20 protein-coding genes are annotated in these 21,482 nt (G+C 35.4%); 10 read left to right on the top strand and 10 right to left on the bottom strand.

The window, feature by feature from the left end; all coding sequences use genetic code 11:
- Positions 1 to 537: 537 nt before the first annotated feature.
- The 5 genes from ACLMCG_RS22030 (at position 538) to ACLMCG_RS22010 (ending at position 6,896) form a co-directional block, all read left to right on the top strand.
- Positions 538 to 1,704, top strand: a complete 1,167-nt coding sequence (locus tag ACLMCG_RS22030) for a T9SS type A sorting domain-containing protein (RefSeq protein ID WP_413961270.1) — start codon at positions 538 to 540, stop codon at positions 1,702 to 1,704.
- A 126-nt stretch (positions 1,705 to 1,830) separates the two neighbouring features.
- A complete protein-coding gene (locus ACLMCG_RS22025) occupies positions 1,831 to 4,482 on the top strand; it encodes a 4-alpha-glucanotransferase (protein ID WP_413961269.1) in 2,652 nt (883 codons plus the stop codon).
- 139 nt (positions 4,483 to 4,621) lie between these two features.
- Positions 4,622 to 5,623: a hypothetical protein gene (locus ACLMCG_RS22020; protein ID WP_413961268.1), complete on the top strand. Its 1,002-nt coding sequence runs from the start codon at positions 4,622 to 4,624 to the stop codon at positions 5,621 to 5,623.
- Positions 5,624 to 5,809: 186 nt separating this feature from the next.
- Positions 5,810 to 6,259, top strand: coding sequence for a hypothetical protein (locus tag ACLMCG_RS22015; protein WP_047420317.1), 450 nt, complete (start codon positions 5,810 to 5,812; stop codon positions 6,257 to 6,259).
- Positions 6,260 to 6,386: 127 nt separating this feature from the next.
- Positions 6,387 to 6,896 carry a ferritin gene (locus ACLMCG_RS22010; protein WP_047374012.1) on the top strand — a complete coding sequence of 170 codons (510 nt, stop codon included), beginning with the start codon at positions 6,387 to 6,389 and terminating at the stop codon, positions 6,894 to 6,896.
- 100 nt (positions 6,897 to 6,996) lie between these two features.
- Here the strand turns inward: ACLMCG_RS22010 and ACLMCG_RS22005 are convergent, their stop codons facing one another.
- A complete protein-coding gene (locus ACLMCG_RS22005; RefSeq protein ID WP_413961267.1) occupies positions 6,997 to 10,137 on the bottom strand; it encodes a UvrD-helicase domain-containing protein in 3,141 nt (1,046 codons plus the stop codon).
- Positions 10,138 to 10,319: 182 nt separating this feature from the next.
- Here ACLMCG_RS22005 and ACLMCG_RS22000 point away from each other — a divergent pair, with 182 nt between their 5' ends.
- From ACLMCG_RS22000 to ACLMCG_RS21985, 4 genes are all read left to right on the top strand, one after another.
- On the top strand, positions 10,320 to 11,066 hold the full coding sequence (locus tag ACLMCG_RS22000) for a hypothetical protein (RefSeq protein ID WP_413961266.1): 747 nt from the start codon (positions 10,320 to 10,322) through the stop codon (positions 11,064 to 11,066).
- Entirely contained in the window at positions 11,067 to 11,873 is an 807-nt protein-coding gene (locus tag ACLMCG_RS21995; RefSeq protein WP_413961265.1) for a hypothetical protein, read from the top strand.
- A 15-nt stretch (positions 11,874 to 11,888) separates the two neighbouring features.
- Positions 11,889 to 12,692 (top strand): carboxypeptidase regulatory-like domain-containing protein, encoded by an 804-nt coding sequence (locus tag ACLMCG_RS21990; RefSeq protein ID WP_413961264.1) that lies wholly within the window; start codon positions 11,889 to 11,891, stop codon positions 12,690 to 12,692.
- A gap of 85 nt (positions 12,693 to 12,777) precedes the next feature.
- Complete coding sequence (locus ACLMCG_RS21985) at positions 12,778 to 13,512, top strand: SIMPL domain-containing protein (RefSeq protein WP_047374007.1); 735 nt, start codon at positions 12,778 to 12,780, stop codon at positions 13,510 to 13,512.
- Positions 13,513 to 13,645: 133 nt separating this feature from the next.
- Here ACLMCG_RS21985 and ACLMCG_RS21980 read toward each other — a convergent pair whose 3' ends face one another.
- The 5 genes from ACLMCG_RS21980 to ACLMCG_RS21960 form a co-directional block, all read right to left on the bottom strand.
- On the bottom strand, positions 13,646 to 14,158 hold the full coding sequence (locus tag ACLMCG_RS21980; protein ID WP_413961263.1) for a GNAT family N-acetyltransferase: 513 nt from the start codon (positions 14,156 to 14,158) through the stop codon (positions 13,646 to 13,648).
- A gap of 3 nt (positions 14,159 to 14,161) precedes the next feature.
- Entirely contained in the window at positions 14,162 to 14,383 is a 222-nt protein-coding gene (locus ACLMCG_RS21975) for a PspC family transcriptional regulator (RefSeq protein WP_034695702.1), read from the bottom strand.
- Between the two features lie 90 nt (positions 14,384 to 14,473).
- Complete coding sequence (locus tag ACLMCG_RS21970) at positions 14,474 to 15,730, bottom strand: DUF2851 family protein (RefSeq protein ID WP_413961262.1); 1,257 nt, start codon at positions 15,728 to 15,730, stop codon at positions 14,474 to 14,476.
- A gap of 28 nt (positions 15,731 to 15,758) precedes the next feature.
- The gene (gene bshA / locus ACLMCG_RS21965) at positions 15,759 to 16,907 is read right to left on the bottom strand and encodes an N-acetyl-alpha-D-glucosaminyl L-malate synthase BshA (protein ID WP_047420302.1); all 1,149 of its coding nucleotides are present in this window, start codon (positions 16,905 to 16,907) and stop codon (positions 15,759 to 15,761) included.
- A 25-nt stretch (positions 16,908 to 16,932) separates the two neighbouring features.
- Positions 16,933 to 18,636 carry a glycoside hydrolase family 3 protein gene (locus ACLMCG_RS21960; RefSeq protein WP_413961261.1) on the bottom strand — a complete coding sequence of 568 codons (1,704 nt, stop codon included), beginning with the start codon at positions 18,634 to 18,636 and terminating at the stop codon, positions 16,933 to 16,935.
- 116 nt (positions 18,637 to 18,752) lie between these two features.
- Between ACLMCG_RS21960 and ACLMCG_RS21955 the strand changes: the two genes are divergently transcribed.
- Positions 18,753 to 19,301 (top strand): hypothetical protein, encoded by a 549-nt coding sequence (locus tag ACLMCG_RS21955; protein WP_223601874.1) that lies wholly within the window; start codon positions 18,753 to 18,755, stop codon positions 19,299 to 19,301.
- 242 nt (positions 19,302 to 19,543) lie between these two features.
- On the opposite strand, the gene ribA is transcribed toward ACLMCG_RS21955, so the two are convergent.
- The 4 genes from ribA to ACLMCG_RS21935 are packed head-to-tail and all read right to left on the bottom strand — an operon-like array spanning position 19,544 to position 21,456.
- The gene (ribA, locus tag ACLMCG_RS21950; protein WP_413961260.1) at positions 19,544 to 20,140 is read right to left on the bottom strand and encodes a GTP cyclohydrolase II; all 597 of its coding nucleotides are present in this window, start codon (positions 20,138 to 20,140) and stop codon (positions 19,544 to 19,546) included.
- 18 nt (positions 20,141 to 20,158) lie between these two features.
- On the bottom strand, positions 20,159 to 20,617 hold the full coding sequence (locus tag ACLMCG_RS21945) for a hypothetical protein (RefSeq protein WP_223601872.1): 459 nt from the start codon (positions 20,615 to 20,617) through the stop codon (positions 20,159 to 20,161).
- Complete coding sequence (locus ACLMCG_RS21940) at positions 20,614 to 21,228, bottom strand: DUF4254 domain-containing protein (RefSeq protein ID WP_223601871.1); 615 nt, start codon at positions 21,226 to 21,228, stop codon at positions 20,614 to 20,616. Before ACLMCG_RS21940 ends, ACLMCG_RS21945 begins: the two co-directional genes overlap by 4 nt.
- Before the next feature lie 15 nt (positions 21,229 to 21,243).
- Entirely contained in the window at positions 21,244 to 21,456 is a 213-nt protein-coding gene (locus ACLMCG_RS21935) for a twin-arginine translocase TatA/TatE family subunit (RefSeq protein WP_047373994.1), read from the bottom strand.
- Between the last annotated feature and the right edge of the window lie 26 nt (positions 21,457 to 21,482).

Raw genomic sequence — 21,482 nt, 5'->3', positions numbered from 1 at the left:
TTATATCATCCAGTATAGCTTAGATTATCAGATCACTTAAAGTATTAAAATCTTCTATACTACTCCTTTGAATCTTTAGTGTGGCTGGATTCCTACGGAATGACATAATTGGAGATACTAGAGCTTAGAAACTCACAATTTAAAATTGATCACTCTTAACCAACTCAGGCTGTATAATTCATAACTCATCATTTATAATTCATAATTATCGTTCATCATTCGTCTTCCCTAGCCCCGATAGTAATGGTTACCCCGGAGCAGGCACGGAACGCTTCGGCTATAGTCTGGGAAAGCCCTGGTGTGAGGAGTATGAATGGATAGCGGGAAAATGCTCCTGAAATGTATATTATTAATTACTTATATAGCTCGAATTATTAATAGAACTGCTTAAGCAGGCTGAAGAAATAACTCATAGTAGCTGTACATTCATTAATTTATCATCAACTTTATTCAAATACCCGGGATTTTTGTTTTTTTAACTTGAAAATTGTGTAACTTAGTAATATCAAAATGATTACGAATCTAAAAATATATAGCATGAAAAAACATTTATTCCCTCTATTTTTATTGTTATTCGGTGTGAATGCACAGGCACAACAAGATTTCTTTGCGATTGCTGGAAAACAGACTCAAAGTATCACTTTCAATGATTTCCGTACCATTGATGCGGCTAATGGAACTTCCGGAGAGAAAATTTTTACGGCCGATTCTTCAGCGAAGGTATTTTCACAGACCAGAAGAGGCATTGTAGCTGAAGATAAAAGCTCATACAGTAATTCTCAAGCCATAACGATGGCTGCATTAGCCTATGATTCTTCGAATAATAATCTGGTGTATATGCCTATGTTTTCGTCTAATATTTATGTTTTAAATCCACAGACTAAGGAGATCACATTGGTAGAAAATACAGTTGCTAGGGTATCATCATGTGATATCAATTCTCATATTACAAGAATGGCAACAGGCTATAATGGAAATGTTTATGCTGTGAATAATGCCGGAACACAGTTTTTGGAAATCAGTAAAAAAAGTGGACAATATGCAGTAAATGATCTGGGGATTATCAAAGATGATTCTTCTAACGGAAGAAATTCATTTACCACTATGGAAACTGGATTTGGTGGAGATATGATAGCTGATGCAAATAATAACTTCTATGTTTTCGCAGCTTCAGGAAATGTCTTCAAGATTCTGACAAAAGAGTTAAAAGCTAAGTTCATTGGTAAAATTGCTGGGATTCCAGATAATTATTCTGTTAACGGATCCGCTGTGAACGCTCAGGGTAAAGTGGTGATTGCAAGTGCAAAAGGAGCTGCCTTATATGAGGTAGATCTTTCAACTTTACAGGCAAAGCAGCTTCCGGGAGAACAGGGGCTGCATATTTATGATTTGGCAAGTAAATATTTTGCGAATGATAAAGCTTCCAATATCAACGCTGTGGCAACTAACTTGGATATTTATCCTACAAAGGTTGATGAGCATTATATCAATGTTCATGCTAATAAGAATGTGAAAGGTAATATTAAACTCAATATCTTTGATATGTCAGGTAAAAATGTGATGACTCAGGATCTGTCTGTAAAAGATACTTCGCTGGATGAGAAAGTATATCTTAAAGGATTGGTGAGTGGAGCTTATATAGTAAATATTACTGATGAATCCGGAAAAGCAATTTTCAATAAGAAGATTCTCGTAACAAGATAATTACAAAATATCATTAAGAATATAAAGACCTTTTCAAATCAGTTTGAGAAGGTTTTTTAATGATTATTTGATATTCAATAAGTTTTATTTTTCGATATTAAAATGTACTTTTATAAAAAAATATAGATGAAACTATACTTTAATGTAGGATATATTGTAAAGGCTGGAGAAAGTTTGCAGTTGGTCATTGGTGAAGAAGGAGCTGCAGTGCATATCCATACTATGTTTTATGCTGAGAATGGAGTTTGGAAATGTGAAGTTGACAATTTCTCCAAATCCATTTCTTACCAATATCGGGTGGTTAATGAAAAAGGCAATGTATTAAGAGAGGAATTTGTTCCGCATCATCTTAGTTTTCCCCATAATTATAAGGAGTTTATAGTTTTTGACGAATGGAATAACAAAAATTTTCCTGAAAACTATTTAAATAACAAAATTCTTTACAATAAGCTTCATGATTTTGTTCCCGAAAAAATAACGGTTTTAAAAAAACATACCCATTTATTCAGAATAGAAGCACCTATATATAATCCGGATTGGAGAATTGTTCTCTTTGGAAGCACGGCATCCTTAGGAAACTGGAGTTATGAAAAAGTTATTCATCTGCATCAGACAGATTTCGGAATGTGGGAAGCTTCTGTAGAAATTCCGGAGGATGAATTGATCCAATTCAAATATTGTATTTACGATATCAAAGAAAACAGAGTCATTGATGTGGAAACCGGAGAAAACAGATTTACGGTTGCTAATCCATTAAGTGATGTTCTACAGATTGTTTCCAATCATTATTTTAGATTCAAAGGATATCAGATGTATCATGATGCGGGCGTTGCTGTGCCCGTATTCTCTTTGAGAAGTGAAGACGGTTTCGGCGTAGGAGAATTTGCAGATATTAAAAAATTGGCAGATTGGACAAAAGAAACGAATCTTGGTATTATTCAGATTCTTCCGATCAATGATACAACAGCGAATTATTCCTGGACGGATTCCTATCCTTATGCAGCAGTATCTGTTTATGCTCTGCATCCACAATATATCTCTATAGAAAAGCTTGATTATTCTTTACCGAAGGAGTTAGTTGAAGTGTATTTAACTGAAAAAGAAGAGTTAAATGCTTTGGAACTGATTGATTATGAAAAAATGATCGAAGGTAAGTGGAAATATCTTACCGCTGTTTTCTATGCAGAAAAAGATAAAATCTACAAAGACAAAAACTTTAAGAAATTCATCAAGGATAATGAATATTGGCTTGTTCCTTATTCTGCATTCTGTGTATTGAGGGACAAATATAAGACACCCAATTTTAACGAGTGGAAAACCCATAAAAAATATATTGCAGGAAAAATCTTACAGTTTTTTACAACGAAAAGTAAAGATTATGACTCCTCTATGCTTCATGCATGGGTACAGTATCAATTGCATGTACAGTTGAAGGATGCTGTTGATTATACTCATAACCTGGGAATTTCGTTGAAGGGAGATCTTCCGATCGGAATTTACAGATATTCTGTAGAAGCTTGGACAGAGCCTGAATTATTCGGGATGGATTTTCAGGCAGGTGCACCCCCGGATCAATTTACTGAACTGGGACAAAACTGGGAATTCCCGACTTACAATTGGGAAGCCATGAAAGCAGATGATTACAGATGGTGGAAAAATAGGTTCAAAGCACTGGAACAGTATTTCGATGCTATGAGGATTGACCACATTCTTGGTTTCTTCAGAATATGGAGAATGCCGATTTCTGCCGTACAAGGAATTTTAGGGTACTTTTATCCGGCTGTTCCTATTGTTGTGGAGGAATTTAAAGCCTGGCAGATTCCGTTTAATTTTGACAGGTATTGCAAGCCTTTTATCAATAATCAGGTTTTATGGGACTATTTTGGAAAAGATAGCGGAAAAGCTCTTGAATTTATGAACCGCAATGTGGACGGTACCTATGCATTCAAAGAAGAGTTTGATACCCAGAGAAAACTGGCTGATTTTTTTAAGAAAAAATCATACGGTCCGCTTGAAGAACAATTGATCGCTCTATGTGCTAATGTTTTGTTTTTAGCAGAAGAGAGAAACGGGAAAACAGTTTATCACCCAAGGTTCAATGTATACAATACAGAGTCTTACAAACATCTTTCCGAACTGGAGCAGAAAAACATTTATGATCTGTATCACGATTATTTCTTCAGAAGACAGGATCACCTTTGGTCTGAAAAAGCAATGGAAAAACTCCCAGTTATCCTGAATGCTACCAAAATGCTGATCTGCGGGGAAGACCTGGGAATGGTTCCTGCATGTGTACCGGTTGTAATGGACGAATTGGCTATCATCGCATTAAAAGTACAGCGAATGCCTTCTGAAAATATTCCGTTTTATAATCCTAAGCATGCCAACTATATGAATGTAGTGACAGCATCTTCACACGACAGCTCAACCCTGAGACAATGGTGGAAAGAAGATCCTGCCCTTACACAAAAATACTTCAATCAGCAGCTGATTCAGTATGGTAAAGCTCCGACAGACTTAAGCCCTCACCTTGCAGAGATCATCATGAAGCAGCATTTATATAATGAAGCTATGCTGGCTATTTTCCCGATTCAGGAGTTTCTTGCAACAGATGCAGAGCTCACTAATAAGAAAATTGACAATGAAAGAATTAACAATCCTGCGGTTTTCCCACATTATTGGCGATACAGAATGCATATAAAGCTGGAAGACCTTAAAAAGAAAGAATCTTTCAATGAAAAGATAGCTTTTTGGATAAAAGATAGTGGTAGAATGTAAATTTAACACCTGATTATCAATTGGTTAAAAATAATTTAAAAGAAGTTTGATCTTATGATTTAACTTCTTTTTTTTATTTGTATCAAAAAGATAGAATTAAGATATTCTGCTATATATTAACCAATTAACGACTATAGAGATGAAAAAAATATTTTTAGGATTAGCTTTTGGGTTGGGCGTTTTGACGTCGGCTCAGCAGTATCCGAACAATGGTTGGGGCAATGATGGTTATTATCAGAATGGAGAAGGCTATTACAGCGATGAAGATGACAGAAATTATTTCCCTGACGATTATTATTACAATTATCCTCAGGATTATTATCCAAGTGATTATTATCAAAGCTATTATAACGACTACAGAGGAAGTATCATTAATATCGACTGGAACGGATTTTTCGTACAGAACAGATTAAGCCGCTGGCAGGTAGACCAGATTATGAGACTTAATAACCTGTATGCAAGTTTTACAGCGTGGGATAATTTCTACCGATATAATCCGGACAGATGGTACTATGACAGATTTTATGCACTGGAAAGAATTTTAGGACCAAGAGTTTTTGTTGTTTTCCAAAATAACTATTACAGAGGTTCAAGTCCTATTGTCTATTTCCAGAATTACAGGAGATCATATTATGGACCGAGATACACTGTAATGCCAAGATATAGAAATATCAATATCAATATTTACAGAGTAGACAGATCAAGATTCCGTAGAATGGATAACCCTACCTTTGATATTGTCAGAAGAGACAGCAGAAGGGACAATGGTTTCAGAAATACAAGAACTGAAAACTCAGGTGGTTTCCGTGATAATAATGGCGGCTTTAGAAGCAGTAATGGCGGAAATAGAGGAAACTCTGACAATAACGGTGGCTTCAGAAGTAACAATGGAGGATTCAGAGGGAATTCTGACAATGGAGGAACCCGTGGAAATTCCGATAATAATGGAGGTTTCAGAACTAGTAACGGTGGCGGTTTCAGAGGAAACAGTGAAGTGAGAAGAGAAGCTCCCAAAAGAGAAGATAACGGTGGATTCAGAGGAAATGGAGGAGGCACCAGACAAAGATCTGAAAGTTCTGCTCCAAGCCAGCATAACCGTGGTAATAACGGAGGCTTTAGAGGGAGCTTAGTAAAGAATTAATTTTCATATATTATATTTAAGTGGTGTGAAGGGCAGGTTTTTATAATCTGTCCTTTTTTTGTCTGTTTACTAATTTATTTTAGTTAAAATTTAACATTATTTATGAATTTGTTAATTTAACTTGTATTTTAATTAATAATCAAAAAGATATAATAACAAAATAACAATTAATTAAATTTTAAAAAGATGAAAAAATTAGTTTTAGCAATAGCATTTATCGGAATGGGAAGTTTTGCCATGGCGCAACAGACTACAACTCCACAGGACAGACAGGCAAGAGCCGTAGAAATGAAGCAAAAAATGGAGCAGAAACAACAGGAACGTCTTGCAGAAATGCAAAAAGACCTTAATCTGAACCAGTCTCAAGTAGCTCAGATAAAAGACCTTCAGGAGAAAAGAAATGCTGAAAGGAAAGCCGAGTTTGAGAAAAATAAAGGAGACAGACAAGCTAAGATGCAGGAGATGATGGCCAAAAGAGCACAAATGGATGCTGACATGAAGAAAATTCTAAACCCTGAACAATATGATAAATGGCAGGCTGACAGAAAAGCAAAAGCAGAAAAAATGAAGATGGCAATGAAAGAAAGAAGAATGATGAAAAAGCCGATGAATACTGGAGCTGCTGACGTAAAATAACAGCCTGTAATTTTAGTTTTTTAATGTGTTAAGGATGGATTTTTTTCCATCCTTTTTGTATTAATTTTCTTTAAAACTTTTGATTTCGGGCTTTTATTCCCTATTTTTGACTATAAATTTAATACTTATGGTTAGCGAAAAAATTGCAAAATTAATCAACGAACAAATTGCCCACGAACAATACGCCGCTCAATATTATCTTTCAATGTCTGCATGGTTTTCCGGAAAAGATCTGGATGGAATTGCCAACTATTTCAGAGTACAGAGCAAAGAAGAATTAATGCACGCAGATAAAATGTTTGATTATTTGAATGATGTAGGCGGGGAAATTATCATCGGAGAAATTCCAAAACCTCCACATGAGTTCGAAAATGCTACGGATATTTTTGAGAAAGCTTTGGCCCATGAGAAAATAGTAACTAAAAGTATTTTCAATATTGTAAAAAATGCAAACGATGAAGGAGATTTTGCAACAACGTCATTCCTGCAATGGTTTATCAACGAACAGGTAGAAGAAGAAGCCAGCGCTTCTCAATACGTAACGAAAATCAAAATGGTATGCGATAATCCATCTGCACTATACCTTTTTGACCAGGAACTGTCTCAGAGGGTATTTGTTCCTGCTACGACAGCTTAAGACTTAAACTTCTTAAAATATAAAACCGCTTTTCAATAGAACAGCGGTTTTTATTTTTATCTGAAAACCCATTTAAAACGAAAGATTGGGATTGGAAAATTTATAAATAAATAATCTGAGTTTTAAGAACCTTTTTACCCAGACGTTCAAGTATATTTTTATAACCTTCCACCTGTGCCTCGTCCTTAGTTTTTTGTTCACCAGTCTTAAAATCAACAATGATATATCCTTCCTCACCTTTTAAAATACGGTCAGGTCTGAATATATGACTTTCCCCGTTTTCAGAGATCATAATATCTTTCTCGTTGATTACTTCCCATTTTTCATCAAAGAATTCCGCATACGTTTTCACGATCTCCTCTAAAGTGAGCTGTATTTCATTTTTTTCCTCAAGCGTAATCTGTCCTTCCAGTGCGTAACCTTCCAATACTTTTGAAATATCTTTCTCAGTATTGATTTTTGATAAAAGCTCATGAACAAATAGCCCGATTCTTACTTTTTCATTCCGTACCTGATAGTTTTTAGACGGTGTAGCAATCTTGATAGAAGTACTTTTTTCATTGACATTCTTAAGATCCTGAATATTCTGTGTTTTAAAAGATGAACTTTTATCCTTCGAGTATTTTTTCAGCATTTCGGGATTCACTTCATACACATCAAACTCATCAGCCTGTTCCGGATTTTTTGTTTGAAGGAATTCAAGAAGTTCAAGATTATTAGAGGTCTTATTGGCTTTCTGAAGATAGAAAAACAGCTGTTCAACAGGTCTGGTGGTCGCAACATACTGCAGACATAACCTGTCAATCATGTTTTTATAAGAATTTTTACTGTTGAAAAACAGGATTTCCTCATCATAAACTTCCAGATTCTTATTAAACTGATTGATGTTCACAGATTTTAAAGCTTCATTTTCATTCGTATCAAACCAGTTGGTAAATTCATTATCCCGGTTTTTGTTCATCATAGGAATAAATACAATAGGGAATTCCAGCCCTTTAGACTTATGGATAGTCATAATCTGGATGGCATCAATGTTTTCCGAAGCCTGAATGGTGTAAGAAGAAGCTTCTTCATCCCAATATTTCAAAAATTCTTTCGTACTGGCGCCTGCATTCTGGGTGAAGTTGAAAAGCATTTCCAGGAAATTCAGTAAAAAGTCGGTCTCTTTCTTTTCAACAGAAAATTCGTTGATGTAATATTCTATAAAATTATACAGATTAAACCTCGGGAAATTATCCTGCTTAAGCTGCAGCGAATATTTCTGGTGAATAAACTGAAGTATTTCTTCATGTCCTTCAATATCCAGAATTCCTTTCATTTCCAAAGTGAAATCCGGCATATGAATTTTTCCAAGTGTATTCAGATGATACATCATCATGATCAGGCAATGTTTATTCTTAGGATTGAGTTCCCATCGCAGAAATTCAATAACAGCCTTTAATGTATTGGAAAGCTCCAGTGTAAGGCCTTTATCGGAAATTGTTTTAATGTTCGTTTCCCCACCGCGATATTGAACTTTTAAACTTCCCAGCTTTTGAGAGTAGCTGAAAATATCAAAATTTCCACGACAGAGAATCGTAATGTCAGAAAATTTAAACCCATTATCCAGACATTCCTGGATATCTTTCCGCATTCTTTCTGAAGTATCATTGTAAAACTCTTCATTCGTAAGATTGTTGATAAGGTTCACCTTTACACGTCCGTCAAACTTTGATTTTGGACTTTGTTCAGCATCTTCCCCGAAAATATTTTGATGTTCTTCCAAAAGCCCTTCAGAATGGAAACGGTACAGCTCATTATTGAACTTTACAATATTTCTGGCACTTCTCCAGTTGTCCTTTAACACAAGAAGATCGGCTTCCTTCGGTGAAAATTCTTTTTTGTTGATAATATCCAGCATCAGTTTACTCTCTCCACCACGGAATCTGTAAATACTCTGCTTGGGATCTCCCACCAAAGTAAATGAAGTGTATTCCGTAGAAACGCTATGATCTCTCAGCGGAACAAAATTTTGCCACTGCAGCTCTGATGTGTCCTGGAACTCATCAAAGAAATAATGCTGAAACTGTGCCCCTATCTTTTCGTAAATAAAAGCAGAAGGTTCATTCTTAAGATTTTCATTGATCAGGATATTAAATTTAGAAAGAAGTACAAGATCATTTTCTTCTTCAATTTTTTGAAGTTCATCCTGAATATCCTTATTTACCTTTAAAGGAAGAAGAGCAGACAAAACTTTCTCTTTCTTCTGGGTTTCAATGTACAGAAGGATAAGTTTCATTCTGTGATCAAGAAGTTGGTCAAGAATCTCAAAGATCTCAGATTCTTTATGCTTTGATTTTGAAGAGGCTCCCTTCCTGTAATTGTTGATAACAGACTCTTCCTGAGTAGTAGGAAAAGGAAATCCGGGTCTTTTCTGTTGGTAAAAATCTATAACCTTTGTAAAGAAACCTCCGATTCCGTTTTTACCCTGAGCAAAATCTTCAATATCAATATTTCTTGATTTGAATAATTCAATAGAGCTGGCCGCAAGTTCTGCAGATTGTTTTTTATTGAGAACAATTTCTTTACGAAGTGTATTCTTTATTTTCTCATAATTGGCATCGTCAAAACTTTTATTGCTTTTCAGATGCTCATAGTGAATATCCTTTACAAATTCTTTTGCCGAATCATAAAGGTTTTTATTAAGATTAATTCTTTCATTATTTTCAAGACTGTAGTCTACATAATCCATGAAAGAATTGGAGATTGTTTCATTTTCTCCGATCTGATCCAGCATTTTATCAACCGCTTCTATTAAAAAGGGTTCAGCTTCAATTTCAAGATTAAAATTTTTAGCCAGTCCCAGTTCATAAGAGAAGCTTCTTACCAGTCTTGAATTAAAACGGTCAATAGTTCCGATATTCAATGTGGAATAATTGTGGAGAACATAATCCAATAGCTTCTTGGAGCGGTCATGAAGTTCATCAATCATAATTTTTAAACCCTGTTCTTCAAAAGCTTTCTGGATATTTTTCAGATCTGTATTCTCAGCGTAATCTTTAGCGGAAAAATTTCCCAGCCAGGATAAAATTCTTTCCTTCATCTCGTTGGCTGCCTTATTGGTGAAAGTCAAAGCGAGAATATTCCTGATCGACTGCTGTTGATTAGGATAGCGGAGACAGATCATCAAAAGCCTTTGTACCAGGGCATATGTTTTCCCGGATCCGGCAGAAGCATTGATGACTGTGTAAGAATTTTGCATTGTAAAAAGAGAATTGAGACTGCAAGTTAGCTAAAATTTAAAAGAAACTTTAACAATTTAATCAGGCTATTTAACAGTTTAGAAGGCAAAAATCAAAAAGAAATATTAAAACGCGTTAACTGTGGTTAAACTTATGGTATACATTAAAAATAATTTTAGCTTTGCTCTATAAAAAACAGCCAGTGAAACTCAAACTATTCTTTTTTTTCTCTTTTATCTTTTTTATCCATACCCATGCCCAAAGTTATATATTCGGAAAGATTACTTCTGAAAACGGTGCTGAAATGGAAGATGTGAATGTAATCAATATCCGGACTGATGAAATTGTACTTTCAAACAGAGACGGCCATTTTATGATTTCCGGAAAACAAGGGGATGAATTACGTTTTATAAAAGCAGGATATGAAAGACTCATGAGGAAAGTTTCTCAGGAAAATATACAGTCTCCTATGAATATCAGCCTTGTTCGCCAAACCATTCAGATTCCTGAAGTGGAAGTAAAACAAGGCCTTACCGGAAACCTGAAAATAGATTCAAAGCTCTACAACAAGCCTAAAAAGGTTGAAAAGCTGCTCAAAGATATGGACCAATATATGGCTAAGAAATCGGACCCGAGAATATTGGCGGCAAAACCGGGAGAGTTTGTACAGCCTAAAGGGCAGGGATTCTTTATAGGAAAAGTGAAAGACAAATGGGATGATGTAGATTTGATGAATTATATCAGAGCAAGTTTAGGCGATGATTATTTTACCAATCTTAAGATCGAAAAACCTTTGATAGACCACTTTATTTATTATGTCTTTGCAGGCGGTTTTGAAAGAAAAAAAATACTGAAATACGGATTCTGTAGTGATGCAGATCTGAACAGGTTCCAACGTTTTGTTCTGACAAGAATTTCATCATACCGCGCCCCACAAACTAAAAGATAGATGGAGATGATATATACCGGAAGATTTTTATTCCTTGTGCTTTTTTGTTTCGCTTCGGGATTGTGGGCACAGCAAAAGATATCGGGAAAAGTGATCACAGGGAATGAACTGGATTTAACTCCAGTACTCGTTGTCAATATTTCACAAGGTAAAAGCATGTTAAGTGATATGTCCGGAAAATTTGAGATTGAAGCAAAAGAAAATGATGAGATCAGATTTGTTAAAGAAGGATATTACCGTGTTGATAAGAAGATTACCAGCGAAGAAATGAATTCTCCATTGAATATTATTCTCAAAAGAATGGAAATTCAGATTCCTGAAGTGAAAATTACCTATAAGCCTACAGGAAATTTAGCAAAAGATAATCAGCATTTGAATGAATCAAGGAAGCTTCAGTCATTAAAATCAGACATGGAAGAGTATATGAAGAGCCCGCTTAATCAGCCTTTACCTACCAATGCTATTTCTAAAACTTTTACAGGACATGATTTTAATGCGGGGCAGGTCAATCTGTTTGGCGTCTTTAATGCTGTAAAGAAATTAGCTAAGCCTAAGGTCACTAAAGCGAATTATAATGAAACCCAGGATTTCCTTAAAAGAGTAAAAACTCAGGTTAATTTGAATTTCCTGAAAAAATACGGAATGGATGAGGAGCAGATAGATACCTTTCTCCTCTATGCAGAAAAGACACGCTCACTGGCCAAAAGATACAGGAAGGATTTTCAAATAAGTGTTGTAGAATACGAGCTTAAAATAGCATTCGGGGAATACAGTAAAATGAATAAATTAGAAGGAACTAAAGAATAATAAAAGTTGGGGTATATGACAGAAAATATTGAAACATCTGGGCAGAGAAAATTTTTTCTTTTCCTTATGCTTCTTTGCAGTACTTTTATTTTTTCTCAGCAGACAGTAACAGGACGGATAGTGGATGATAATGGGGAAAACTTGAGTAAAGTGATTGTTATCAACATGTCTTCCGACAAAAAAATATATTCTGATTCAGAGGGTGTGTTTTCTATAGAAGCCAATCCTAATGATGAACTTCGGTTTGTAAAAGAAGATTTCAACAGAACATCCAGAAGAGTTCTTATCAATGGTATTAATCCTCCCTTATTCATTACACTTTATCAGATTCCGAGAGATGTAGGGGAAGTCAAGATTGTAAAAAAACTTACAGGAGATCTGGAAACAGATTCAAGGATTGTGGCAAAAGTAGATAAAGGAGAACAGGTGAGAGATGCTGTAGGACTTCCGCAGCCGGTGGGAAAAATGAGAGAAAAGCCGGCCGAAGTGAAAAGTGTTCTTTTGCCGATACTCTTAGGAAATCTGAATGTTCAGGGAGTGTATGATCTGATAAGCGGTAAAGCCAGAAGACAAAAAAGACAATATAGATATGATGATCTTCAGGAACATGTGGCCTGGATTCGGGAGAGGATTGATGATGACTACTTTGTAAAAGCAGGAATTCCTGCCGACAGAATTTCAGAATTCATTCAGTTTTCATTTTTAGCTAAGCCTCAGGTACGAACGTATGTAAAAGCAAAAAATCTTTCCGGTGTAATGCTGAGGTTAGAAGAAACAGCACCTCTTTTTATACAAAGATTGGAAGAGAATCAAAAGTAGTTCAAATGTTAAAAAAATCTTAAAATATTGGAATGGTAATTGATACAAATCTTTAATGTAACAACAACCCAAATTCACAAATTTTATGAATAAAAACATTTTTGCAGTAGCTATCGCCGCGCTGGGTTTCATAATCGGGCTCGGGTTTTTAGGAAATGCCATTAAAAACAGAAACAAATCTGAAAATACCATTTCCGTAACAGGTCTCGGCACAAAACAGTTTACATCGGATCTGATCACCTGGTCCGGAAGTTTTTCAAAAAATAATGCTGATCTGAAATCGGCTTATGACGAGCTGGCGACAGACAGAAAAGTCATCAATGACTATCTGCTTTCAAAAGGAATACAGCAGAAAGAGATTGTATTTTCTTCTGTGGATATTCAAAAACAGTTCAGAAGTTATAATGATGCCAACGGAAACTATGTCCAGGGCGAATTCTCCGGTTATAATCTTACCCAAAAAGTCTCTATTGAAAGTAAAGAAGTAGGCAAAATAGAAAATCTTTCCAGAAATATTACAGAAATTATCAATCGCGGAATTGAATTCACTTCATCTTCACCAGCTTATTTTTATACCAAACTGGCTACCGTAAAACAGGAAATGATTGCCAGTGCAACAAAAGATGCCAAAGAACGTGCTGAGAAAATTGCTGAAAACTCGGGAAGCAGCTTGGGAAATCTAAAGAAAGCAACAATGGGGGTGATCCAGATTACAGCACCCAATTCTAATGAAGATTATTCCTATGGTGGCACGTTCAATACTTCATCCAAAGAAAAAGAAGCCAGCATTACAATAAAACTGGAGTACGAGGTAAATTAACAGAAAAGTTTATACAGCTCCAGATTAAGAATTAAGCTTAACCCCAAAATACTACACAACCATCTGTGAAAATCTGTGCAGATCTGTGGTTAAAAAAATAAACGCCGGAGAAAGATTCCGGCGTTTTATATTTTTAATGATAAACAATATCGTAAATTTCCTTTTTCGCTTCCTCCATATTTTCAGGAGTATAATTGGCGAGCAGCCATAATTTCAAAGACTTTTTTCCCTCACCATAGCTCGGCTGAATATGAGTGTCATCAATCAGACTAAAATCATTTCTCTGATAAAAAGAATAACGTCTTGCAGCATCTTCACTCAAATCTGCAGGTTCAATTTCTAAAATAACACCCGGATAGTTTTCTGAGATATGATTGATGATATGAGAACCCAGTTTCTTACTTCTGAATGCTTCAAATACTTCAAAATGCTCCACAAAAACAAAGTTACTGAGCTCCCACAAGATGAGGTAGCCAATAGCCTCCGACTCATGAATAACAGACATAAACTTTACTTGCGGATTAGAAAATAAGCTTGTAAACTGTTCTTTATCTCGTTGCTCATCTACGGGAAAAGTAGTGGTGTAAGAAGTATAGATTTCCTGAACTCTATGATCTTCAGCAGTTGTGATTGGTAAAAATTCCATAATTTATAAATCAAAGACGCTAGGTCTTCTGGTGATAAAAATATCTTTAATCCAAAGGGTAAATGCCAATCCCAAATAGATCAGAAAGAAGAAGCCGGCTGTGGCAAAAGTAGAGTAGATGAAGAAAATTCTCAATTTTGAAACTGGAATTCCCAGCTTGGCGCCCGTTCTTGTCAGTACACCAAACCACTCTCTTTCCATTTTATGACGGATATTACTCAGCATTTCCAGATTGTTATTTAAAAGTTTAAATCCAATACTGCAAGTTAAGGAATTTTTTTGATAAGGTTTTTGTATGATACTATCTATGAAGAACTATTCTTTTAAAAGTTTAAATCCAATCCCACATGCTAAACAGTTTTTTTCTTCACAATAAGTTTTATGATGATAGATCAGACTTTGACTTTCCAAAGCATTAGTAATATTGAGTTCGAGTTTTTTCCATCCTGTAATGATGGTGTTTTTTTCAGGAGAAACAGTTTTATATAGCTCAATAATTTCATCAGCAATTTCTTCACGATGATATCTGTGATAAGTATATTTTAAAGGAAGAACAGTATTCAAAATAAGAAGATCAATGAAATCCTTGCTCAATGTTTTGGGCTGTTCTTTTGAAATATTTCCAAAATTAAAATGAAAATCCCAGTATTCAGAGGCTTTTATAGATTTAAAGATATCATACAGCTGATCCGCATTTCTGGCCTCCATAATCTTAGAAAACAGATTTTGATGTTTGTAAAGGTCCGCCAACTGAGACAATCGGATGGTAGGAAAGTTTGGAGGTCTTAATCTTAAAAACTTAGGATGAAACTTCAGATCTGAAATCGAAAATTTGGCTTTAATGAAATCAAATTCCCTTTTCCATATTTTCATCTGTCCATCTTTCGGATCCTCGAGCCATCCCGAAATTCCAAATAATAAAGCTTCCAGCTGAAGGGGATTCTGGCGGATTTTATTGATAATACTGTAATCCAGACTTTCAGCAATCTGCCGGAAAATATGGGCATTGACTTTTAATCCGAATGAATAAGCAAAACTGTGAAATAGAACGGCTTCAAAATTATTTTTATACCGGATCAAACTCTGTTCAAGTTCTTCAGATTTTTCGTCCAGTTTTTTCAGGATATTCTCTTCATGGAAGTTGACAGGTACTTTTTTAGGATCAAAGATTTTTTCACAGGGAATAAATTCATTTCCATTAATGAGATCTTCATATTTCAGGATGATATTTTCATTGATATGATTTTTCAGTTCCAACGTTGGAACCTGCTTTCCGGTAAGCTCTTGAATGTCTATGTCATGCTGAAGTACAACATGCAGAATGATATTCTGATAATTGGGATCCTGAGAATGATTGTGGAAAATCCAGTCTGAGGAACGAACATGCAGTTCTATGTTTCCTGCGAGAAGTAAGCCGTTGATTTTGATTTTAGCATCCAGAAAATCGGGGCCGGCATTTTTATTCCATTTTCCGAAATGGGTAATCTCAACGGAATTTCCTTCAATATCCTTGAAGTCAAAATTTTTGAAAACCTTGTAGTTCCAAAGATATTGAAGTAGTTTTTCCGTCATAAGTGTGACGATAAATATAATAGAAATATTATACTTTCGTCAGCTCCTTATTAAAGTTTTCTATAGTCGTTCTATACATTTTCTCATAAATAGGAAGAATGTTTTTCAAATCGAATTTTATAGCCTGATCTTTCGCGTTTTGCTTCATTTTGGTTAAAAGTTCATCATTGCTCAACAATTTGATGGTGTAGTTGCTCATAGCCTCCACATTTCCGATTTCAGCAAGGTATCCTGTCTCTCCCTGAATATTCACTTCAGGAATTCCCCCTGCGTTGGAACTGATTACCGGAGTATAAGCGGCCATTGCTTCCAAAGCTGCCAGACCGAAACTTTCCTGCTCGGAAGGAAGAAGAAATACATCAGAAAGCTGTAAGATTTTATAAAGATCATTCACTTTTCCTAAAAGACGGATTTTTGAGATAAGATCCGGGTTTTCTTCTAAAAACTGATTGACTTTTTCCATATCAGGACCCTCACCAATGATAATCAGTTTGGATTTTACCTTTTTTTCTACATTCTTGAAGATCTGAAGAACTTCATCCACACGTTTTACAGGACGAAGGTTGGATACGTGAATCAGGATTTTTTCATCAGGATTGGCAAACTGTGTTCTCTGGCACTCAGAGCAGTCATCAAATTCAGAATTGTCAATAAAATTGGTAATCACCTGAATCTCTTTTTTGATGTTAAAAAACTGAAGGGTATCTTTTTTCAGACTTTCAGAAACCGAAGTAATAGCATCTGACTGGTTGATGGAAAATTCTACAGCATGTTTATAACTCGGGTGCTGGCCTACAAGGGTAATATCTGTACCGTGCAGTGTAGTTACCAGTGGAATATCATTATTGTCTTCCTGAAGCATTTGCTTTGCTGTAAAAGCTGCATATGCATACGGAATGGCATAATGTGCATGAAGAAGATCCAGTTTATATAGATTAACAACTCTATAGATCATTGAACTTAACGCAATATCATAAGGCTGATACTGGAAAAGCGGATAAGTCTGAACATTTACTCTGTGGAAGAAAATATTCGGGTTGGTAATGTCTAATCTTGCAGGAAGTGCAGAACTGATGAAATGTACCTCATATCCTTTATTGGCAAGAGACATTCCTAATTCTGTTGCTACAATTCCGCTTCCTCCATATGTTGGATAGCAAAGTATGCCTATTTTCATTAGATTATTGTTGTTTGATGTTGTATTATTTGGTATTTGCTGAGGTAACTGCATTCAGATCAATCCCTATTCCTGGTTTCAGCTGATCATTAACCAGCACAGGAAGTTTTCCCCATATTTTTGTTTTTCCGTTTAAAGCATCAGCTGTAGCGTTCATAGAGTCATCATTGTTTTCATAAGAAACAAGAACCGTTGAAACTTTTGAAATATCAATATCCTTTAATGCATAAGCACTTCCGAATACATTCAGAATTACATTTTGATTTTTGGTAAGATCAGAAAGCACCTGCTTAGATTCTGCTGAAACTTTATAAGGTTTGTAAGCTGTTGAATTATCTTTATGGAAACCTACAATTACTGTTGATCTCGCTGGAATAGTATTTATTTCACCCGCTTTTTTGATAATTACATTGTTACCCAATCTGCTGGCGAAAGTCTGATAAGGGGCTTCTTCCAAAGGAACATAGTAAATCTGCTTTCCTGTAAGAGGAAGTAATTTCTTCTCATCCTTTAATAAAGTCAGTGCATTGGAATAAAGATTCTGTACCAGCTGGATATGGGAATTATTATTTAAATCAGCATTGATGTTTTCCGGATTTTTTGGTGTGTATTGCGTAAGGCCAAGGAAATACTTGGTCAACAAGATTTTTTTCACACTTTCTTCTACTCTGGATTGAGGAATTTCTCCCTTATCAATGGCTTTCTGAATCAATTTTTTACCCTCAGAAACGCCTTGTGAGAAAAGCATAATATCATTTCCTGCTTTAAAAGCCATAGCATCCAGTTCGCCTGGTTTGTATTTATTGGCTACAGCACCCATGTTTAATGCATCGGTAATGATTAAACCTTTATACCCAAGCTTGTCTTTCAATAATCCTGTAATAATATTTTTGGAAACAGAAGCAGGAATTCCTTTTCCGGATTCTAAGCTTGGAACGTATAAATGGGCAACCATTACTCCTCCGATTCCTTTATTCATCAAAGCTTTGAAGGGTGCCAGTTCTATTGTGTTAAGCCTTTCCATAGAGTGGGAAACCACAGGAAGATCAAGGTGTGAGTCTGTGCTGGTATCTCCGTGTCCCGGGAAATGTTTAATTGCCGCTAAAATATTGTTATCCTGAAGACCATTGGAATAGGATAGGGCAGAGCTGATTACATTATCTACTTCAGAACCAAAGCTTCTGTTGCCAATAATCGGATTATTAGGGTTGGTATTTACATCCACTACAGGAGCAAAATCCCAGTTGATTCCCATTCTGTGACAATCCTCAGCAATTTTTGCGGCCATCTGATACACAAGGTTTTTATCCTGGATAGCGCCCAATGTCATTGCCCATGGAAATTTGTGAGCAGTGGCTATTCTCTGATACAGTCCCCATTCTGCATCCATACCAATCATCAAAGGAATTTTTGATTTCTGCTGAAATTCATTGACCAGATTGATTTCCCTTGCGGCATCGTCCTGCATTAAGATCAGACCGCCTATTTTATCATTTGCAACAATGTTTCTTACCTGGCTGATATAATCTTCACCTTTATTGGTATAAAGTGCCACAATAAAAAGCTGTCCTAGTTTTTCATCCTGAGAAAGATTTTTATAGGTTTTATCAACCCATTGCTGAGCCTTTTTCAAATCTTCCTTAGAAGAATTTTTAGGCTGATATTGGGCGTTCACCTTAGGACTTATCAATGCGACAATAAAGAGTGAAGTATATAATAATTTCTTCATGACTTTTTGAATAAGAACAAAAATACAATTAAAAAAATGAGGAAAACAAAGTTTTTGAGATTTTTGGTATATGATTTGAATACGCAATATAAATAATAACTAAACTTTAATAAGAAATGAAAAAAATACTTCTCTTTTTATTCCTGGGCGCTGTAGGGTTTACTGCTTATAGCTGTGATAATAGTGATGACACTGTGGTACAGGGAACAGATTATGATACTATAAACCAGTCGTTTGATATAAGTCCTAGTTTTACTAGAGTCGATGATAATCTTTACAGATGGAGCGATGATTTTAACAGCCCATTAGTACAGTCCGATATGGTTCTTATTTATATGCAGATTGGAACTGATGGAGGTTCTCCTACTTGGAAACTTCTTCCATATACTCGTTATGTAGGGAATACAAATAATGATGCTGTAGATTATATTTTTGAATTCAGTAAATTTGCTGCTACTATTAATATTAATTCTACTGCTGCATTTAGTTTAACAGCTAATCCATCTTACTATCAGAATAAAAATTTCAGAGTCCTTATTCTTCCTGCTAATGGAACGGGTACTGGTGGTGCAAAAGCAGCTAAAGGTAATGTAGTAGATTACAATGATTATAAGAGTGTAATTAAATATTACAATATCGATGAGTCTAAAATCAAGACTAAATAATTTAGAATATCTTTTCAGTTTTTTATAATTAAAAAAGCTCCGGGAGAAATCTTGGGGCTTTTGATTTTTAATGACCGGTTATGATTATAAATCGATGAATGATTTTAACCGTATAATTCAGTATTTGTATAAAAATGATGTAAGGTTGTGGATAGCCAATTGAAGACCAATTTGAGTACTTTACGTGCGATCAGTAATAGTAAAAATAAAAAGCTTCAGAATTTCTGAAGCTTTTGTTGTATTTAGTTATCATTGTCATCCAGAAGATGTCCAAAGAAATCTTTTTTTGTTTGCAGATATCCTTTGCTTATTTCGTTTGCAGGAATCTGTAGCGGTACTCTTGAATTAAGGTGAATATTGCTGTCTACCACATATTTTACCTTTTCAGGATTATTGGTGAGAAGGTTGATATCTTTTACATTCAACAGATTAAGGATTTCAATGGCTACACCAAAGTTTCTGTCGTCTGCAGGAAGTCCCAGTTCAAGATTGGCCTGTACGGTGTCCAACCCTTTTTCCTGTAGGGAATATGCCTTCAGCTTGTTGATGATCCCGATGTTTCTTCCTTCCTGACGAAGGTAGATGATAATTCCACCGTTTTCATGGATGTATTTCATGGCAGCATCCAATTGCTGGCCGCATTCACATTTTTTTGAATGGAAAACTTCTCCGGTAATACATTCTGAGTGGAAACGAACATTTACTGGTTTTGAGAAATCTGTATTTTCTGCAACAATAGCCATATGAGGCATCCAGTCGTTGACGTTTTCGGAGAAAGCTATCATTCGGAAAGTACCGTGTTCTGTAGGAACATTGGCTTCCGCCTGAATTTTAATCATTGATAGTTCAATTAGTTTTTAACTTCCTGGCAAAGCATCTTCAATAACAGAGATATTGGTTTTTAAACGAACCAGATATCTGTTGAGAACTTCATCGTCATCTCTGTCAAGATTCTGTCTTAGCTTTTGAATTTTTTTGTATGATTTTTCAAAGCTTTTAAGGGCTCTGCTCTTACCGGCAGAATTACTGGCATCAATAGCATATAAATAATTCTGAAGGCTGTATTTCAAACTGGTAATCTCATCATTCAACCCATTGTTTTTAAACTTGGGAAAAGTGGAGATCATATTTGAAATTTCAGAAGCATTTACATTTTCTTTAACATTGATATTAAAATTCTTCTTTGAGCCTCTGTCGGAATCAGAACCTTTGGTATCACTATAAAAATTATTTGACAACGGGGAAAGGTTTAGTTTTTCCGTTGCGCAGGAAGATGTTAATATGATAAGTACTCCAAGAAAAATTAATCGTTTCATTTCTGTTGCCCTTTTTGATAAAGGATTGGGTTAAGACTTTCATCGTTATACATTTTCATTTGTTTGTATACTTTCATCTTAACGTTACCGTTTTCAATATCAGCAAGCAACTGATTAATAGAAGTTGAAAGGTCCTCTTTCTGAGTAAGCAGAACATCCAGTTTAGCCTGGCAGTTGTTTCTGTGTTCTTCAGAAGCAGATTCTCTATTCGCTTCTAACGACATATGATAAACCTTTAATGCAAGAATTGATAATCTGTCTACTGCCCAAGCGGGAGTTTCTGTATTTATTTTTGCGTCAGATTTAGGAGTTATATTTTCAAACTTAGTAAGGAACCAGCCGTCAATATATTCTACCAGATCAGTTCTTTTCTGATTGGAAGCGTCTATTGTTCTCTTGAGTTGAAGAGCTTCAGCCGGATCAATATTTTCATCTCTAATTATATCTTCCAGATGCCATTGAACGGTATCAATCCAGTTCTTTGCATACAAAATCCGTTCCAAAGTATCTTTTTCGAACGGGTTATTAATTAGAGTGTTAACGTCATCAGACACGTGATAGTCTTCAATAGCTTGATTGAAGACTTTCCATGCAGTCTCAGTAAATTTCATTAATTCTAAGGAATTTTAGTTGCTTGGAGAATTATTATCGTTCGAAGTTGGTTTTTTTTCAGAACCAGGCTTGTCTTCTTCTTTTACTGCATCTTTAAATTCCTTGATTCCTGAACCTACTCCTCTCATTAATTCCGGAATTTTCTTTCCTCCAAAAAGTAATACCAAAAGTATTGCTACGATAAGGATATGTTGCCAAGATAAGGCAAGTATTGTTAGTGTATTCATCTCTTAAAATTTTTGCAAAGTTACAC

The organism is Chryseobacterium sp. S90 (assembly GCF_047444895.1).
Lineage (GTDB): Bacteria > Bacteroidota > Bacteroidia > Flavobacteriales > Weeksellaceae > Chryseobacterium.
The sequence above is the reverse complement of the archived record's forward strand: the minus strand, read 5'-3'. Positions and strand labels throughout refer to the sequence as shown.

Excerpts from the sequence above, each read along its gene's own strand:
- ACLMCG_RS22015 (WP_047420317.1), top strand. The coding sequence starts at position 5,810 with ATGAAAAAATTAGTTTTAGCAATAGCATTTATCGGAATGGGAAGTTTT.
- ACLMCG_RS21945 (WP_223601872.1), bottom strand. The coding sequence starts at position 20,617 with ATGAAACGATTAATTTTTCTTGGAGTACTTATCATATTAACATCTTCC.
- ACLMCG_RS21995 (WP_413961265.1), top strand. The coding sequence starts at position 11,067 with ATGGAGATGATATATACCGGAAGATTTTTATTCCTTGTGCTTTTTTGT.
- bshA (WP_047420302.1), bottom strand. The coding sequence starts at position 16,907 with ATGAAAATAGGCATACTTTGCTATCCAACATATGGAGGAAGCGGAATT.
- ACLMCG_RS21955 (WP_223601874.1), top strand. The coding sequence starts at position 18,753 with ATGAAAAAAATACTTCTCTTTTTATTCCTGGGCGCTGTAGGGTTTACT.
- ACLMCG_RS22005 (WP_413961267.1), bottom strand. The coding sequence starts at position 10,137 with ATGCAAAATTCTTACACAGTCATCAATGCTTCTGCCGGATCCGGGAAA.
- ACLMCG_RS21970 (WP_413961262.1), bottom strand. The coding sequence starts at position 15,730 with ATGACGGAAAAACTACTTCAATATCTTTGGAACTACAAGGTTTTCAAA.
- ACLMCG_RS21935 (WP_047373994.1), bottom strand. The coding sequence starts at position 21,456 with ATGAATACACTAACAATACTTGCCTTATCTTGGCAACATATCCTTATC.
- ACLMCG_RS21940 (WP_223601871.1), bottom strand. The coding sequence starts at position 21,228 with ATGAAATTTACTGAGACTGCATGGAAAGTCTTCAATCAAGCTATTGAA.
- ACLMCG_RS22025 (WP_413961269.1), top strand. The coding sequence starts at position 1,831 with ATGAAACTATACTTTAATGTAGGATATATTGTAAAGGCTGGAGAAAGT.
- ACLMCG_RS22010 (WP_047374012.1), top strand. The coding sequence starts at position 6,387 with ATGGTTAGCGAAAAAATTGCAAAATTAATCAACGAACAAATTGCCCAC.
- ACLMCG_RS21990 (WP_413961264.1), top strand. The coding sequence starts at position 11,889 with ATGACAGAAAATATTGAAACATCTGGGCAGAGAAAATTTTTTCTTTTC.
- ACLMCG_RS21980 (WP_413961263.1), bottom strand. The coding sequence starts at position 14,158 with ATGGAATTTTTACCAATCACAACTGCTGAAGATCATAGAGTTCAGGAA.
- ACLMCG_RS21960 (WP_413961261.1), bottom strand. The coding sequence starts at position 18,636 with ATGAAGAAATTATTATATACTTCACTCTTTATTGTCGCATTGATAAGT.
- ACLMCG_RS22020 (WP_413961268.1), top strand. The coding sequence starts at position 4,622 with ATGAAAAAAATATTTTTAGGATTAGCTTTTGGGTTGGGCGTTTTGACG.
- ribA (WP_413961260.1), bottom strand. The coding sequence starts at position 20,140 with ATGATTAAAATTCAGGCGGAAGCCAATGTTCCTACAGAACACGGTACT.
- ACLMCG_RS21975 (WP_034695702.1), bottom strand. The coding sequence starts at position 14,383 with ATGCTGAGTAATATCCGTCATAAAATGGAAAGAGAGTGGTTTGGTGTA.
- ACLMCG_RS22030 (WP_413961270.1), top strand. The coding sequence starts at position 538 with ATGAAAAAACATTTATTCCCTCTATTTTTATTGTTATTCGGTGTGAAT.
- ACLMCG_RS21985 (WP_047374007.1), top strand. The coding sequence starts at position 12,778 with ATGAATAAAAACATTTTTGCAGTAGCTATCGCCGCGCTGGGTTTCATA.